The 14,399-nt window shown below is 62.1% G+C and carries 14 protein-coding genes and 1 pseudogene; 4 read left to right on the top strand and 11 right to left on the bottom strand.

Going from position 1 to position 14,399, the window contains the following annotated elements:
- Window positions 1-142: 142 nt before the first annotated feature.
- From ABYV89_RS07640 to ABYV89_RS07630, 3 genes are all read right to left on the bottom strand, one after another.
- Window positions 143-841 carry an aspartyl protease family protein gene (locus ABYV89_RS07640; RefSeq protein WP_432822353.1) on the bottom strand — a complete coding sequence of 233 codons (699 nt, stop codon included), beginning with the start codon at window positions 839-841 and terminating at the stop codon, window positions 143-145.
- A 31-nt stretch (window positions 842-872) separates the two neighbouring features.
- Window positions 873-1,625 carry an alpha/beta hydrolase gene (locus ABYV89_RS07635; RefSeq protein WP_432822352.1) on the bottom strand — a complete coding sequence of 251 codons (753 nt, stop codon included), beginning with the start codon at window positions 1,623-1,625 and terminating at the stop codon, window positions 873-875.
- A 143-nt stretch (window positions 1,626-1,768) separates the two neighbouring features.
- Window positions 1,769-3,604, bottom strand: coding sequence for a PAS domain S-box protein (locus tag ABYV89_RS07630; RefSeq protein WP_432822351.1), 1,836 nt, complete (start codon window positions 3,602-3,604; stop codon window positions 1,769-1,771).
- A gap of 215 nt (window positions 3,605-3,819) precedes the next feature.
- Between ABYV89_RS07630 and ABYV89_RS07625 the strand changes: the two genes are divergently transcribed.
- Complete coding sequence (locus tag ABYV89_RS07625) at window positions 3,820-4,521, top strand: MgtC/SapB family protein (protein WP_432822350.1); 702 nt, start codon at window positions 3,820-3,822, stop codon at window positions 4,519-4,521.
- Window positions 4,522-4,639: 118 nt separating this feature from the next.
- Here the strand turns inward: ABYV89_RS07625 and ABYV89_RS07620 are convergent, their stop codons facing one another.
- The 6 genes from ABYV89_RS07620 to ABYV89_RS07595 all read right to left on the bottom strand — a co-directional run bounded on the left by ABYV89_RS07620 (window position 4,640) and on the right by ABYV89_RS07595 (window position 9,878).
- Window positions 4,640-5,314, bottom strand: a complete 675-nt coding sequence (locus ABYV89_RS07620; RefSeq protein ID WP_432822349.1) for a 4Fe-4S binding protein — start codon at window positions 5,312-5,314, stop codon at window positions 4,640-4,642.
- A gap of 101 nt (window positions 5,315-5,415) precedes the next feature.
- On the bottom strand, window positions 5,416-6,747 hold the full coding sequence (locus ABYV89_RS07615) for an OmpP1/FadL family transporter (protein WP_432822348.1): 1,332 nt from the start codon (window positions 6,745-6,747) through the stop codon (window positions 5,416-5,418).
- A gap of 69 nt (window positions 6,748-6,816) precedes the next feature.
- Window positions 6,817-7,476 carry a YceH family protein gene (locus ABYV89_RS07610; RefSeq protein WP_432822347.1) on the bottom strand — a complete coding sequence of 220 codons (660 nt, stop codon included), beginning with the start codon at window positions 7,474-7,476 and terminating at the stop codon, window positions 6,817-6,819.
- A gap of 234 nt (window positions 7,477-7,710) precedes the next feature.
- Window positions 7,711-8,151 carry a DUF2007 domain-containing protein gene (locus ABYV89_RS07605; RefSeq protein WP_432822346.1) on the bottom strand — a complete coding sequence of 147 codons (441 nt, stop codon included), beginning with the start codon at window positions 8,149-8,151 and terminating at the stop codon, window positions 7,711-7,713.
- Window positions 8,151-8,636 carry a YaiI/YqxD family protein gene (locus tag ABYV89_RS07600; RefSeq protein WP_432822345.1) on the bottom strand — a complete coding sequence of 162 codons (486 nt, stop codon included), beginning with the start codon at window positions 8,634-8,636 and terminating at the stop codon, window positions 8,151-8,153. The genes ABYV89_RS07605 and ABYV89_RS07600 overlap by 1 nt, the downstream gene beginning before the upstream one ends.
- Before the next feature lie 63 nt (window positions 8,637-8,699).
- Entirely contained in the window at window positions 8,700-9,878 is a 1,179-nt protein-coding gene (locus ABYV89_RS07595) for a phospholipase D-like domain-containing protein (RefSeq protein WP_432822344.1), read from the bottom strand.
- A gap of 260 nt (window positions 9,879-10,138) precedes the next feature.
- On the opposite strand from ABYV89_RS07595, the gene ABYV89_RS07590 reads away from it, so the two are divergent.
- The 3 genes from ABYV89_RS07590 (at window position 10,139) to ABYV89_RS07580 (ending at window position 13,181) form a co-directional block, all read left to right on the top strand.
- Window positions 10,139-10,555 carry a pyridoxamine 5'-phosphate oxidase family protein gene (locus ABYV89_RS07590; RefSeq protein WP_432822343.1) on the top strand — a complete coding sequence of 139 codons (417 nt, stop codon included), beginning with the start codon at window positions 10,139-10,141 and terminating at the stop codon, window positions 10,553-10,555.
- A 163-nt stretch (window positions 10,556-10,718) separates the two neighbouring features.
- Window positions 10,719-12,014 (top strand): B12-binding domain-containing radical SAM protein, encoded by a 1,296-nt coding sequence (locus tag ABYV89_RS07585; protein WP_432822342.1) that lies wholly within the window; start codon window positions 10,719-10,721, stop codon window positions 12,012-12,014.
- Window positions 12,015-12,035: 21 nt separating this feature from the next.
- Window positions 12,036-13,181: a beta-ketoacyl-ACP synthase III gene (locus ABYV89_RS07580; RefSeq protein ID WP_432822341.1), complete on the top strand. Its 1,146-nt coding sequence runs from the start codon at window positions 12,036-12,038 to the stop codon at window positions 13,179-13,181.
- 36 nt (window positions 13,182-13,217) lie between these two features.
- Here the strand turns inward: ABYV89_RS07580 and ABYV89_RS07575 are convergent, their stop codons facing one another.
- Together ABYV89_RS07575 and ABYV89_RS07570 are read right to left on the bottom strand one after the other, a co-directional pair.
- Window positions 13,218-13,997: an N-acetylmuramoyl-L-alanine amidase-like domain-containing protein gene (locus ABYV89_RS07575; protein ID WP_432822340.1), complete on the bottom strand. Its 780-nt coding sequence runs from the start codon at window positions 13,995-13,997 to the stop codon at window positions 13,218-13,220.
- A gap of 195 nt (window positions 13,998-14,192) precedes the next feature.
- Window positions 14,193-14,399 (bottom strand): annotated as a pseudogene (locus ABYV89_RS07570) (hypothetical protein); the annotation flags it as partial.

Raw genomic sequence — 14,399 nt, 5'->3', positions numbered from 1 at the left:
TTCCCTCACCCGCTCACTGCTGACCATCCTCTTCGCCATCCCCTGCGGGCTGATCGTCGAGGCGATCATGGAAGCGCGCTCCCCCGGAAACGACTGAGCCCGGCAACCAGCCGGGCTCAACCCACACCATCTGAAACGCAAGCTACTCGCGCCCGAGATCGGGCTGCCAGCGGATCACCTGCCGGTCGTAATCGATGCGGTAATCGAGGTGGCGGAGAAAATCCATGCCGAGCAGGCCGTCGAAGCTCGCCTGGGTGAGCTTGTGATCGATAACCATCGCCCGTACGTTGTCGACCTTGAACGGCCCCACCTGGATATACTGGAATTTCACCACGTCGGTGGGGATGATCCCGCCGCCGGCCACCTGTGAATAGCCGGACTTTTCACTCTCGACATTCAACCGCTCCAGCGACGAGCGGTGGAAGACCGTCCCCGAAGCGCCGGTATCGAGCAGCAGCATGACGTTGGCCTTCCTGCGGTCGAAGGCAACCTGGGCCGGCACCAGCACCTGGTTGCCGCGAATGGTCACCGGCGTCTCCAGCGATTTGAGCAGGGACTGGCGCTGCTGCTCGGCCCGCTCCAGCTGCTGCTCCTGCCGGGCCTGCTCCCGCTGCTGGTGCTCGCGCTCGCGCACCGCCTCCCGTTCTTCCGGGGTCAGGTGATCGAGCTGGCCCTGGTAGGATTTGACCTCTTCGCGATACCGGGCGGGAATCCGCGATTCGTCATCGACAAAGACGGTGACTCCGTTTTCATCGACGTAACGGTAGATTTTCCCTTGCGCCGCCGGCGCGGCCAGCAGCAGAGCAAGGACGGCCAAGGCTGTGATCGGTTTTTTAATCATCTGGACTCACCTGAAAGGCTGACGGATAAAGTTACAGGGCGTGCATGAACCCCTGGACCAGGGCAAAATATTCGCGGGCGTTGACCGCCATGATGTCGTTGTGGTTGCCGCGGGGGAAAATTTTCAGGCTCTTCTCCCCGCCGGCCCAGCGATGCAGGCGTTCGCCGTGGCTGACATCGACCAGGCCGTCATTGCGGGTGTGCATGACCAGGGTCGGGCCGGCATAGGCCTCCAGCTTGCGGCGATGATCGAGGCGGGCGGCCACCTCGGCCTCAAGCGCGGCCGGGGAGACCCCCAACTCTCTCGGACTGACCCTGAGCAGGAGGCGCTCCAGCGGATCGGCTACGGCACTTTCGAGGATGAGCCCGGCGACCTTTGGAAACAGCGAAGCGGCATGGATGGCGAACAGCGAACCGACCGAGCGGCCGAACAGCACCAGCTCCTGTTCGGGCTGGCCGGTGGCCCGGAGCAGCGGCGCCACGTCGTCGAGCATCCGCCCCAGGGCGGGGGTTCCCGACGACATCCCGTAGCCGCGAAATTCGGCCAGAAAACAGTTGTAGCCGAGCCGCTCGACGATGGCGACGAATCCGCCGAGATAATCGGCGACGATTTCGCCGTTACCATGAAAGTGGACAATGGTTTTCGCGCCGGGATGGGGCCGATGGAAATAGCAGCCAAGACGGACCGCGCCGACCTCGACCCAGAACGGGTCGTCGAACCGCTCCGCGCGAGGGAAGAAATAACGCTGGGAAATCAAGGGGTGGTCGAGAATAGAGGTGGTCACAAAAAAACCCCGTCAGGCGATACGTGCTCGTCCAGGCAGGATACCGGCACCCCGGATACCGCCATCATTGGCCAATCCACAGTAGCGGGTATCTTAGCACCCTTTCCGGGGAGTTAACAACCATTCATCGTTTTGACGAGAGACTACCCGACCAATTCGACCCAGAAGGTCGCTCCGCCCTCCGGCGTGTCCTCAACCCAGGCCCTGCCGTCGTAGAGCCGGGCGATTTTCCTGATCGTCGCCAGGCCGATCCCGGTACCGCGCAAATCCTTCCCCGAGGCGCCGCGAAAAAAAGCCTCAAAGATCTTTCCTTTCTCCTCTTCCGGGATACCGGGGCCATGGTCGCGTACGAAGAGTCGCACCCGCTCCCCGTCCCGCACCCCCCCGACCTCGATCGGACCGCCACTGCTGCCGGCGTAACGAATCGCATTGCCGATCAGGTTGTCGAAAATCTGGCTCAGCAGGGTTTTGGGTAAACGCACCCCGGGAAAGCTCTCCACCCGGATGTCCACCCCCGCTTCTGCAATTTGCGCCGCCATGACATCCAGCAGATCGGACACCACCTGGGCCACATCCAGGGGTTCGTCCGGAAGTTTCAGCGCCCCCACCTTGGCCAGGTTGAGCAAATCCTCGATCATGGCCGCCATGATCTGCCCCTGCCGGTCGATCTCGCCGAGAATATCGAGCGCCTGCGCATCGAGCTTTTCCTCATAGGCCGACTTCAGGTACTGGGCGTAACCGACGATCGGGGTCAGCGGCGTACGCAGGTCATGGGACACGGTATAGACGAAGGCATCCAGTTCCCGGTTGACCTCCTGCAATCGCTCTTCCATCAGCTTGCGCCGGGTGATGTCCTGCACGAGACCGACGCAATAGCCCTCCGCCTTCTCCCCCTCGAGCACGCATGACACCGAGGTATGCCCCCAGAGCACCGTGCCGTCCTTGCGCAGGTAGCGTTTCTCGGTGTCGATGATACGGCTCTGCTCCCGGGACAGAAGCTGGAAATATTTGCGGGTCCAGCCGCGGTCTTCGGCGTGGGTAACGTCGAGAACCGACATCGTCAGCAGCTCCGCCTCCTGGTAACCGATAAAACGGACAAATGCCGGGTTCACCTGGAGAAAATGTCCGTCCGGAGCGATCATCACCATACCGGCCGCCGCGGTTTCGAAAATGGAGCGGAAGCGCTCCTCGCTGCGCTGCAGGGCGTTCTCGGCTCGCTTGCGGTCGCTGATATCGAGCAGCATGGCGACAAAGACCGGGCGACCCTCCAGGGTGAGCAACTGCAGATGCGCCTCCACCGGGTAACTGGAGCCGTTCTTGCGCTGGTGGCTGCTGCAGAAGGTGATGGTTTCCCGGGTTCCGTCCCGAAGCGGCTGCAGCAGGGACTTAAAGGATTCCAGCGTCAAGTCCTGCTTGAGATCAACGGGGGTCAACTGCCGCAGCTCTTCCATCGAATAGCCGATATTTTCCAGCGCCCCCCGGTTGACCTGGACGAACCGCAGCGTTTCGGCGTCGAAGGTATAAATCTCGTTGAGCGAAGCGTCGAGCAGGCGGCCGAAACCGGCGGCCTGCTCGACGGCCCGCCGGTGTTCGACGATGTGCCCCCATTCGCGCAGGCTCCGCTCGACGATGTGTGGCATGTCTTCGAGCATATTCGCCGTCTTGACCACGTAATCAAGCGCCCCCCCCTTGATGGCCTCGACCGCCACCTGTTCATCCCCCTGGCCGGTCAGAAAGACCAGCGGCCAGCGGATTTGGGCAGGATTGTCGGGGAGGAGTTCCGTTCCCCAGCCGTCGGGGAGCTGGTAATCGACCAGCAGCAGATCGGGTTCGGTCTCGGCCAGAACAGCCCGGGCCTCGGCCAGGGATGCCGCCACCGTCACCTGCAGCCGCCCCGCCGCTTTCTCCAGCGCGTGCCGGATCATTTCGGCATGGGTTTGTGAATCCTCCACCAGCAGTATCTTGATCAATTCGGTCACTCAACACTCCCCGTCTAAAACCGGCATCGCAATACACAACCGTTCGAGCCCAGCCCCCCACTTGCAATTATTAAAAGTATATAGGACAATTCATTTTTCGCACGGCCAGGCAGGGAGTCGCTTGCCACCTTTCCTGAAAACCGCTTCCGTTTTCCCCCCTGTTGACCCATAATGACGAGGTGAGCGGCGGCCGCGACCGCCTAAGGAGGTATTCCATGTTTTTCCATTCGACCCTGTTCGGCAGTTATGAACTGGCGATTCTCTTCAAAATCCTGCTGGCCGCCTTAGCTGGCGGCATCGTCGGCATCGAACGGGAAAAGCACGGCAGGCCGGCGGGGCTGCGCACCCACCTGCTGGTTTCTGTCGGCTCCTGCCTGATGATGATCGTCTCCGAGGCCTTTTATCTCAAGTACGGCGACCTCCCCGGCAGCAGCGTGGTCCGTCTCGACCCGGGCCGGGCAGCGGCGCAGATCATCACCGGCATCGGTTTTCTCGGCGCCGGGGTCATCATCAAGGAAGGCTTGTCGGTACGCGGGCTGACCACCGCCGCCTGCCTGTGGCTGGTCGCCGGCGTCGGCATGGCCTTCGGTATGGGAATGTTCGCCGCCGGCGCCATCGGCGCCATCATCGCGCTTATGGCCCTGATTTTTCTCAAGAAGCTCGAACCGATCATCAAGAAAGACCGCTACCTGCATCTCACGGTTACGGCCGTTTCAGACCCCGACATCTATCCCGAACTCGAACGCATTTTCCTGGACCGCAAACTGCGCATTTCTGACCTCGAAGCCGACTACGACCTTGGCGGCAGAAGCGTCCGCTACCGCTTCGTCATCACCCAGCACCGGGTGCGTATCGGCCGCGAACTGAGCGGCATCATCGCCGGCATCGACGGGGTGCAGAGAATTCACTTCAACTAGTGCCCGTGCGGCGGGCTAGGCCGCGCGGGAGACCCGCATGCACGCCCCTTGAAAAACAGTAAAGCCCCGCCGGAATCCTTTCCGGCGGGGCTTTGCTGTGACTCGATTGTTGGAAAAATCAGGCGCCCTCTGGCCACTTGAGAGCGGCGGCGGGACAGGCGGCGACGCATTCGGAGCAGCGCAGGCAATCCCGCTCCTGCAGCACGCCGGCCGGCTTGTGCCTGACGATCGGCAGATTCATCGAGCAGACCTTCTCGCACTTGCCGCACTGGCGACAGTCGGCAGCGATCTGCAATGGCAGCTTGTGCCCGCCGAGGGCGTTCTGCGCCGTCCCCACCGGGCAGAACGAGCACCAGCTGCGGGGATGGTAGAGCATCCCGGTGATAACCGCGACCCCGGTGGTCAGGGCGCACATCGACCAGAAGACCAGCCCCCAGTGCTGCCAGGAGGTCGGGTTGAGGCTGAGCCGCCAGACCATGAACCCCATCAGCGCGGCAAAGACCAGCCAGCGGAAGCTCATCTTGCGAAACAGCGCCGGGATCGGCCGATCGCCCCCGACCCTGGTCAGCATGCGATCGATGAAGCTGCCTCTAGGACAGAGGTTGCCGCAGACATAGCGGCCGCGGAACAGGCCGCCGATCATGCCGGTAACCATGGCGACCGGGACGGCGAACCCGAGCAGCGGGTATTTCCAGCCCAGGACAACGGTCACGATCATGACCGGGGCCAAAAGCCACTGGGTACGGCGACGTATTTCGGTGGTCGTCGCGGGGGGGATAATTACATTTTCCATGTGCCAACATCCTCTTGATTCATTTGGTTGCCATAAATATGTTTTTCAATATATATCACAAACCAAATCAAGTCAAGGGGATTTTGTCTCCCCCCGCGGAGCTAGAAGGCGTAGGTCAGCTGCAGGCTGGCGATATCCACCGCGCTGTCGTATTCCCCCCGCAGGGTACCGCGGGAGAGATTTTCGTCATCAGCCAGGGTCTTGTCAAGCTTGGCATCCTTGATAAACAGGTGGGTATAGCCAAAATCGAGATTCATGTTCCTGCTGATCTGGTAGCCGACCCCGAAGGCGGTCCAGAAGCGATCATTGCCGGGAATTCTGGGGGTACGGTAGCGGGCGCTCGGAATCGGCGTTTCGTCGTACGCCAGGCCCAGGCGCAATTTCAGCCGGTCGTTCGCCGCATAGGTCGCCCCGATGGAGTAACGCCAGTTGTCCTCCCAGTTTTCCGTGGTCACGCTGTCGGCCAGGGCGCCATCGAACTCGATGACCAGCTCCTCGAAGGTGCTCCACTCGGTCCAGGTGACATCCGCCATCAGCGCCCACTCGGGGGTGAACTGATGGTAGACGCTGAGCGATGCGCTGGCCGGCAGGGTGATGTCTCCGCCAAGATCCTGATCGGGGAAATTGGCGGCGGCGACGGCATCCAACCCGAAGGTGGCCAGGTACGCCCGGTTCTGCAGAGAGAAATCGACATCCCCTTCCAGCTTGTGCTTGATCCGCGACCGGTAGGCGGCGCCGACCCGCGAGTTTTTGTCAAACTCGTACAGCAGGCCGAGGTTGAAGCCGTAGCCCCAGTCATCGGCATTCATATCGGCATAGACATCGGAGCGGGGATCGGAGGCGCCCAGTGTAGCCAGGCCGAAATCGATCATGCTGGTCAGGTTGACGTCCATGTACTGGGCGCTGACCCCGGCGCCGACACTGAGGCTGTCATTCACCCGGTAGGCCAGCGAGGGATTGATGTTGATGGTCAGCACCTCTGACTCGACCCCGTGGTAGCGGCCGACCCAGTCCTTGTCGTACTCGGTGGCCAGACCGAAGGGCGCGCAGATACCGAGGCCGACCGACCAGCCATTGCCCAGGTTGGCTGCATAAAAAAAGTTGGGGACCGGCTTGACCACCCCGCCGTCACTGCCGTCGCCACCGCCGATTGCCCCGCCCAGGGCGTTTTCCGCCCCATCGCTGTCGAACTTGGCGGAAGGGACAATCACGTGCATTCCCGCAACAACCTGCTGACCCTCCAGCAGGGTCATGCCGGCGGGGTTGAAAAAGATGGTGCTGGCATCTTCGACGGCAGCCGCGCCGCCGGAGTAGGCGTTGCCGAGGCCGCTGACGCTCTGTTCGATAATCGAGAAACCGGCGGCCAGCGCCGATGAACTACCGGCCGCCAGCAGCCCGGCCAGAAGGACGCACCTGAAAACCTGTAACCGCATAAAACCTCCCTGGCAAATGCACGCCGTTGTGAATTCGATGCCCGGAAGCCCCCCCAGGCAACCGTGGGTTTATTCGAACTGCTCCCGAAACGCGGCCATTTCCTGCCTCAGTACTGTGAACTCGGCACGCAGCGCCGCGAGCTCTGACTCCAGGGCGGCGATCCGCTCATCTTCGGCCCTCACCTTCAGAGTGGCGGCTTCCGACGGCGGCGCGGCGGCCTCGTCGCTGTGATCCGGCATTCCGGCCAGCAGGTGCATGTGCCGGCACTCCTTGCGCCCTGGCTGGCGGGGGAGCTGCACGACCAGCGGCACCTCCCGCTCGGAGAGGGCCTTCAGAATCGCCTCGACCTCTTCGAGGCTGTCCAGCGGATGCATGCGGTCGGCCCGCCCGCGGATCTCGCCGACGGTCTGCGGCCCGCGCAGCATCAGCTCGGCCAGAACCGCCAGCTCTTCCGGCTCAAGGTGCAGCTTCTCCATCAGCGAATGCCGGTAGCGGGGCACCCGGCCGCCTTCGCCGGCCTGCATGGCCAACCCGAAATGACGCAGGCGGTCAAGGGCCCGAACCACATCGGTTTCATCGAACGCGACCACCGGGTCGCGGTTCGACTTCTGGTTGCAGGCGTTGGTGAGGGCATTGAGGGTGAGCGGGTAATACTCGGGGGTGGTCGTCTCTTTTTCGATGAAACAGCCGAGCACCCTCACCTCGTTATCGTTAAGCAGCAGGTTCATTGCTCCTCCGGTTGTTAAGCAATTGCACATTATCGGCAGTATGGATTTTAGCAGGAAATGCCGCGGAGAATAGCATGTCGACAAACTGCGGCCAAAGAATTTTCGCCTGATCGGGACGACCGCCGGGACAAAATGCCACAGCATCGTCTTGCCGAGAAGAAATTTCAGGGGCTTTCCGGTCTCCCCTGACGGCCGTTGCTGCGGCCGCTTCGGCCCGCTTAATCCGGCAGCATCTTAGCGTTGCAGGGAGTGAAAATCGGGGAAGGTGCCCCGGTGGGCCGACCAGACGTGGCCACAGGAGAGGCATTTCAGCCGCCGCCAGGGCCAGAGCAGCGGCAGCCCGAGAAACAGCCAGGCGACCAGGGCCCAGATCCGCCCCCGCACCACCTTTTGCAGCTGTCGGCTCCGGCAGCGGGGACACCCCGGAAGGTCGCCCTCTTCGGGCAGAGACGGATCCGCAGCGACCTCGGCCAGCAGTGTCCGGGCCCGCTCGGCATCGGCCGCCAGCACCTGCAGCTTGACCCCGCCGAGCGCGTTGGAATAGAGCCAGTTGATCGAGACGGTGTTGGCATCCTTGAGAAAAAAGGGGATTCCTTCGGCGGCAAGGCGCGCCCCGGCCAGATCGGCCTGCCAGGGCATGGTATAGCTGCGCAGGGTGACCAGGCGGTCGGCCATCAGGCCTCTCCCGGCCGTCCGGCCGCGACTGAAGGCCGGCTGGCGCCCTGGGTCAGCAGCCGGTCGAGCTGGTTGGCGAACGCCTGGCGATCGCCCTTGCTGAAGGCCGCCGGTCCCCCGGTCTCGATGCCGGAGCCGCGCAACTGGTCGAGCAGGTCCCGCACCACCAGGCGCTCGCGGATGTTGTCTTCGGTGTAAAGTTCGCCCCTCGGGTTGAGGGCATGGGCTCCCTTTTCCACCACTTCGGCGGCCAGCGGAATGTCGGCCGTCACGACCAGGTCGCCGGGCTGCAGCAGGCGGACAATTTCGTTATCCGCCACGTCAAAACCGGCCGCCACACGAATGCTGCGGACAAATTTCGATGGCGGCGTCTGCAAGGGCTGGTTGGCCACCAGGGTCAGCTGCGTCCGGGTTCGTTCGGAGGCACGGTAGAGAATCTCTTTGATGACTTTCGGGCAGGCGTCGGCGTCGACCCAGATCTGCATGAACACTCCTCTTTGATTAACTGTTTATGAAACCCCAACCGCAGCAGAACCGGAGCTGAACCCTCAGGAATCTTCCGGCGGCCCGCCGCGGTGATTCTTGCGATTGCTGAACCAGGCCAGCAGCAGCACCACCTTGCCCCAGAACCATTCCCGCAACCGGCGCAGCCGGGACCGCCGGCGCCAGTGCTCGTAATCGAATTCGGAAGAGTGGGCGAAATCTTCCTCGAACAACTCCTGCACCCGGCCGGCCATCGCAGCATCCTGCAATTCCTGGTTGGCTTCCAGGTTCCAGCGATAATTCCAGCGGTCGGAATTGCTCGAACCGATACTCAGCCAGGTGTCACACAGGAGCACCTTGGCGTGAATGAAGCGGGGCTGGTACTCGAAGATGCGCACCCCGTTGCGCAGCAAACGTTCGTAATAGCGGCTGCCCATATGGCGGAGAACGGGATGGTCGGAATGGGGTCCGGGCAGGAGCAGGCGCACGTCGATGTCGCGGTTGCCGGCTCGGCGCAGGGCGCGGCGCAGTTTCCAGGGGGGAACAAAGTAGGCGGTGGCGAGCCAGACCCGGCTGCGGCTGCGGGCAATATGACGCAGGTAGGAACGCATGATTTCCGAAGGGAATACGGCATGCCCGTGCACCACCACCCGCCCGAGTTCGCCGGCCGCCTCGGTTTCCGGCACTGCCGGCTCGATCCCCTCAGGCGGCAGCTTGACCCAGCGCTCCCAGCTTTCTGCGAACAGCTCCTGCCAGTCGGCCACGCAGGGACCGCGGACCGCCACCATCATTTCATGCCAGTAGCGCCCGGGTTCGAGGTCGGGATCGAACTGGTCGGTGATGCCGGCACCGCCGGTATAAGCCACCGTGCCATCGACCAGCAGCAGCTTGCGGTGGTTGCGGAACAGGTTGCGGTGCCAGCGCAGCGGATGCAGGGGGTTGTAAAAAGCCAGCTGCACCCCGGCCGCCACCAGCTGCACCCGGTCCCGGCGCCGCAGGTAGAGGGAGCCGAAGGCGTCGAGCAGGACATAGACCTGCACCCCCCGGTTGCGGGCGGCGATCAGGGCATCGATGAAGCGGTCGGCGACCTGCCCCGATTCGAACAGGTACATTTCGAGCAGCACATAGTGCCGGGCCGCCAGTATGCTCTCGACCATGGCGGAGTAGAACTCGCGGCCATCCACCAGCAGCTCGAAGCGGTTGCCGCGTCGCCAGGGGAACCGGTACTTCCGTCGTTTTTTCATGGTCGACAAGCCGTCCGCCATCCTGCCCCCTCGTTGCCGTACCTTCTCTTTTTAAATGGTTACCGGCATCGGTGCAACTTATATTATCGCCGGCGCTTTCTCCGCGGAGGAACCATTCAACGTTTCGCATATCCCTGCCGCGCCATGCCCGATCGGCACCCGTGGCATTGCCCCGGAAGGGAAATCGGCCTTTACGCCGGCCGCTTTCCGGGTATAATGACCCGGCATTTTTCTTCGCTTGAGACCTGCGGGAGCATCTGATGGACAGAAAACGGATGAGGGAACTTTTCAGCCGGGTTGGCCGGTTCGGCACCCTGAGCACGGCGGACAACGCGGGCCGGGTCAATTGCGCCATTTTCGGCTCTGGCCGGCTGACCGATGAGTACACCCTGATCCTCGGACTGGGGGGGAACCGGACGCTCTCCAACCTCAAGGAAAACCCGAAAGCGGTGTTCATGTTTTTCGAACCCGGTGAAACCCTGCTGGCCTGGAAGGGGGCCCGCCTCTACCTTGACCTGGCCGGCATCGAGACCAGCGGCGCCCAGTTCGAAGAAATCGTCGCTGAGGTGACGCTGACGGCGGGCAAAATGGCCGCCAGCAGCATTCGGGCGGCGGCTACCTTCAAAATCGACGAGGTGCGTCCCATCATCGACCTCGGCAGCAAAAACCTGTCGTAATTATAGCATTCCAACGGATCCGGGGATCCCTCTCTTTACAAATCCGCCTGAATCTTGCTATGTTTACGCGATGATCCGGCATCCGGCCGGAATCGCCGGTCGAAATCCCGCCTGGGGTTGAGCCCGGCGCAACCTTCCGCCCCATCGACGCCGCATCCTGACCATGAACATCCTGCTGATCAATCCGCCCAACTGCGGCCGCTCGATCCCCGAAGAACGCTACGGGATCACGACCATCAAGCAGATTTTTCGGGGTGAGCCGCTGGCCCTGGAAACCCTGGCGGGAAATTTGCCGGGGCACGAGGTACGGATACTCGACCTCAAGGCCGAGCCCGACGGTCTCGATGCGGCCCTGGCCGGCTACACCCCCGACCTGGTCGGCTTGACCGCGGTCACCTGCGAAGCCAACACCGCCTTGGCCCTGGCCGGGCGGATCAGGCAGGAGTGTGGTGCCACCGTCGTGGTCGGCGGGGTGCACGCCAGCAACGACCCCGAATTTTTCAACCGGTTGGAGATCGACTATATCGTTATCGGCCTGGGCAAACAGAGCCTTCGGCAGCTGGTCGATGCGCTCGAAACCGGTGGTGAAACGGCGAACATCCCGGGAATTTGCCGCACCACACCGGGCCAATCGCTGCGCTGGCGGCCCCGTCACTACAGCCGCAACGACCTGGTGGAAGAGCAGCCGCCGCGCTACGATTTGGTCGCCGGTTACCGAGACCAGTATACCCTGGCCGCGCTCGGCGTGCCGATGGGGTTTGTCAGCTCGGCCTTCGGCTGCCCCTTCGATTGCTCGTTCTGCTGCATCGCCGGGCTGACCGGCGGACGCTATCTGAGTCAGTCGATTGACACGGTGGTGCGCGACATCCGGCTGCTGAATGACGTCCCGGTGATCCGCCTGGTCGACGCCAACACCTTCGGCAACCCCGACCACGCCCGGAGGCTCTGCCGCGCCATCGTCGACGGAGGAATCAAGAAGAGTTTTCTCGCCGATGTCCGCTCCGACACCGTGGTTCGCCATCCGGAGCTGCTGCGCGAATGGAAGGACGCCGGACTGCGCTCGGTGATCATCGGTTTCGAGGAGATCAGCGACCTGGGGCTCGACCGCATGAACAAGGAGAGTTCGGCCGCGACCAACCTGGCGGCAATCGAGATCCTGCATGGGCTCGGCATCAACATCGTCGGTGACTTCATCGTCTCGCCCGACTACCAGGAAGCGGATTTCGACCGGCTGGCCCGCTACGTCGCCGACAACGCCATCGACCTGCCGATCTACACGGTGCTGACACCCCTTCCCGGTACCGCGCTGCACCGGCAGATGCGGGATCAAATCAGGGTCCACGACCTCGATTATTACACCCTGTCCAACGCGGTGACTCCCACGACGCTGGATGAAGCCGCTTTTTACCAGCAGTTCGCCGCCCTCTACCAGGCTGGGCATAAAAAAATAAAGTTATAAAAGCTATAAAGGTACTACGGCATGGATGTTTTTATCACTGACCTCGGCGCATTTCTCCCCAACGCGCCGGTTTCCAACGAACAGATGGAAGAAATCCTGGGGATGGTCAGCCAATTGCCGTCCCGTACCCGTCGCATCATCCTGCGCAACAACCGGATCAGCAACCGCCACTACGCCATCGATCCGGCCACAGGCCGCACCACCCACAGCAACGCCCAACTCACCGCCGAGGCGATCCGCCAGCTTCACCCTTACGACGGCTTCACCCCGGCCGACATCGAATGCCTGGCCTGCGGCACCTCGTCCCCGGACCAGACCAAGCCCGGCCACGCCTCGATGGTGCACGGCGAATTGGCCTCCGCCCCCTGCGAAGTGGTCAGCACCGCCGGTGTCTGCGTGGCCGGCATGACCGCCCTCAAGTACGCCTGGCTCAACGTCGCTTCCGGCCTGGTCGGCAATGCCGTCGCCACCGGCTCGGAGCTTTCCTCCACCTACATGCGCGCGGCTCTCTGCGGCGACCTCCCGACCCGCGACGATGTCGACCTCGAAGCGCAGCCGATTCTCGCCTTTGAAGCCGATTTTTTGCGCTGGATGCTCTCAGACGGCGCCGGCGCGGCCTTTCTCACCAGCCAACGGCCAACAGGACGACGGGCGTTGAAAATCGACTGGATCGAGCTGGTTTCCTTTGCCCACCAGTTCGAGACCTGCATGTACTCCGGGGCGCTGAAAAATGCCGACGGCTCTCTGACCGGCTGGCGTGAATTCACCCCCGAAGAGAGCGCCCGGCAGCATATCATGCACGTCAAGCAGGACGTCAAGCTGCTCAACAGCGAGATCATTCCCACCTCGGTCGATCGCACCCTGCCGAAACTGATCGATAAATACAGCCTGCGCCCCGAGCAGATCACCTGGTTTCTGCCGCATTACTCTTCGGACTTCTTCCGCCCGCAGATTTACGACCACCTCAAGGACATCGGCTTCGAAATCCCCTACGAGCGCTGGTTCTCCAACCTGCCGACCAAGGGGAACACCGGCTCGGCCTCGATCTACATCATTCTCGAAGAGCTGCTCCACTCGGGCCGACTCAAGCAGGGCGACCGGCTGCTGCTGTTCGTCCCCGAAAGCGGTCGCTTCACCATCAGCTACGCGATGCTGACGGTGGTGTAATCAGACCGCCAGCCTACGGATGAACGGTCCACCAGGCTACCTGGCCCGGTAGACCACCAGCCCCGGCTTGCCCTGTAAATACTCCAGCAGATCGACGTCAACGACTCCGTTGCTCAATGAGGCATGGCGCAGCATGAAGCGGTCTTTGCCTTGGACCAGCAGCCCGACATGGCTGACGTCAAGACCGGCGTGATCACTGTAGATACCGACATAATCGCCGGCCTGCAGAGCGGACAAGACATCCCGATCCATTTCGTCCGCGGGAATGTAGACTATTTCGCGCCGCGTCACCGGGAGCCCCGGCAACCAGCGGGAACCGTCACTTTTGAGATTGAGCTGCTTGACGACCGCCCGGGCTCTGCCCTGGCCGACGGCGGCGGTCATGTCCCCGACCCTGGCGGTGTCGTCGGCAACCCAGTCACTGAAAAAGTGCCGGCGGTTTTCATAACTCACCTTGCCGCCGCGATAACGGACTTGCTTTAACTGTTCCGGGAAATCGTCCAGGTCTGCGGCGCGGCGCAAGGCTTCGATCACATCGAGAAAAGTAAAACAGTCGAACCCGGCCAGGGTGATGACCAACTGTTCCGCGGTCTGCGGATCACCGATCAGGGTATCGGCGACATAAGGGGTCGCAAGGAAGTTCCGGGAGGGGGAAACAATCCGCTCGCCGGGCGTCTCCAGCCGGCGCGCCTCTGCGATAATCCGCTCAAGTCCGGCACTGTCCCAGCGGCCGAAATCGACCAGCGGCCGCTCGGCCGCCGACACGGCGCAACCCAGCAGACAGAACAGGGCGAGTGTCGCGTGAAGTATTCTCACAGGTTTAGGATATCCGGCATCGTGAAATAGCTTGAGTGAGGAAAAACCCCATACAGCAAGAAAGTTAAGCGTCCCTGCTTCGATCCACCGGTTTGAGCTGCTGTCTTTCCTTTTCATGGGCCTCACTTGACGGCTTTTTTGTCAGGCATCGCCACCAACCACTCCACCTTAAATACCGCTTTCAGCTAGGGAAACTCACTTAGCCTTATCCCTCCAGGGAAGGCGCTCTTGCCAGTCGGCGGGAAAACCCATAGCTTTGGTGTCGTTTGCAGAAATCGTGGACAAAAGCTCCACGAGGCGCTGTTTCCAGCTTCCGCGGGGATTGATGACACTCTTCAGATATTCCATGACTACAAGAAAATTGAACAGGTGATGGGATTGGTGGTTGGGGGCACTGGAATG

The organism is Trichloromonas sp., from assembly GCF_041583255.1.
Taxonomy (GTDB): domain Bacteria; phylum Desulfobacterota; class Desulfuromonadia; order Desulfuromonadales; family Trichloromonadaceae; genus Trichloromonas.
This window is presented reverse-complemented; position numbering and strand designations above follow the sequence as displayed.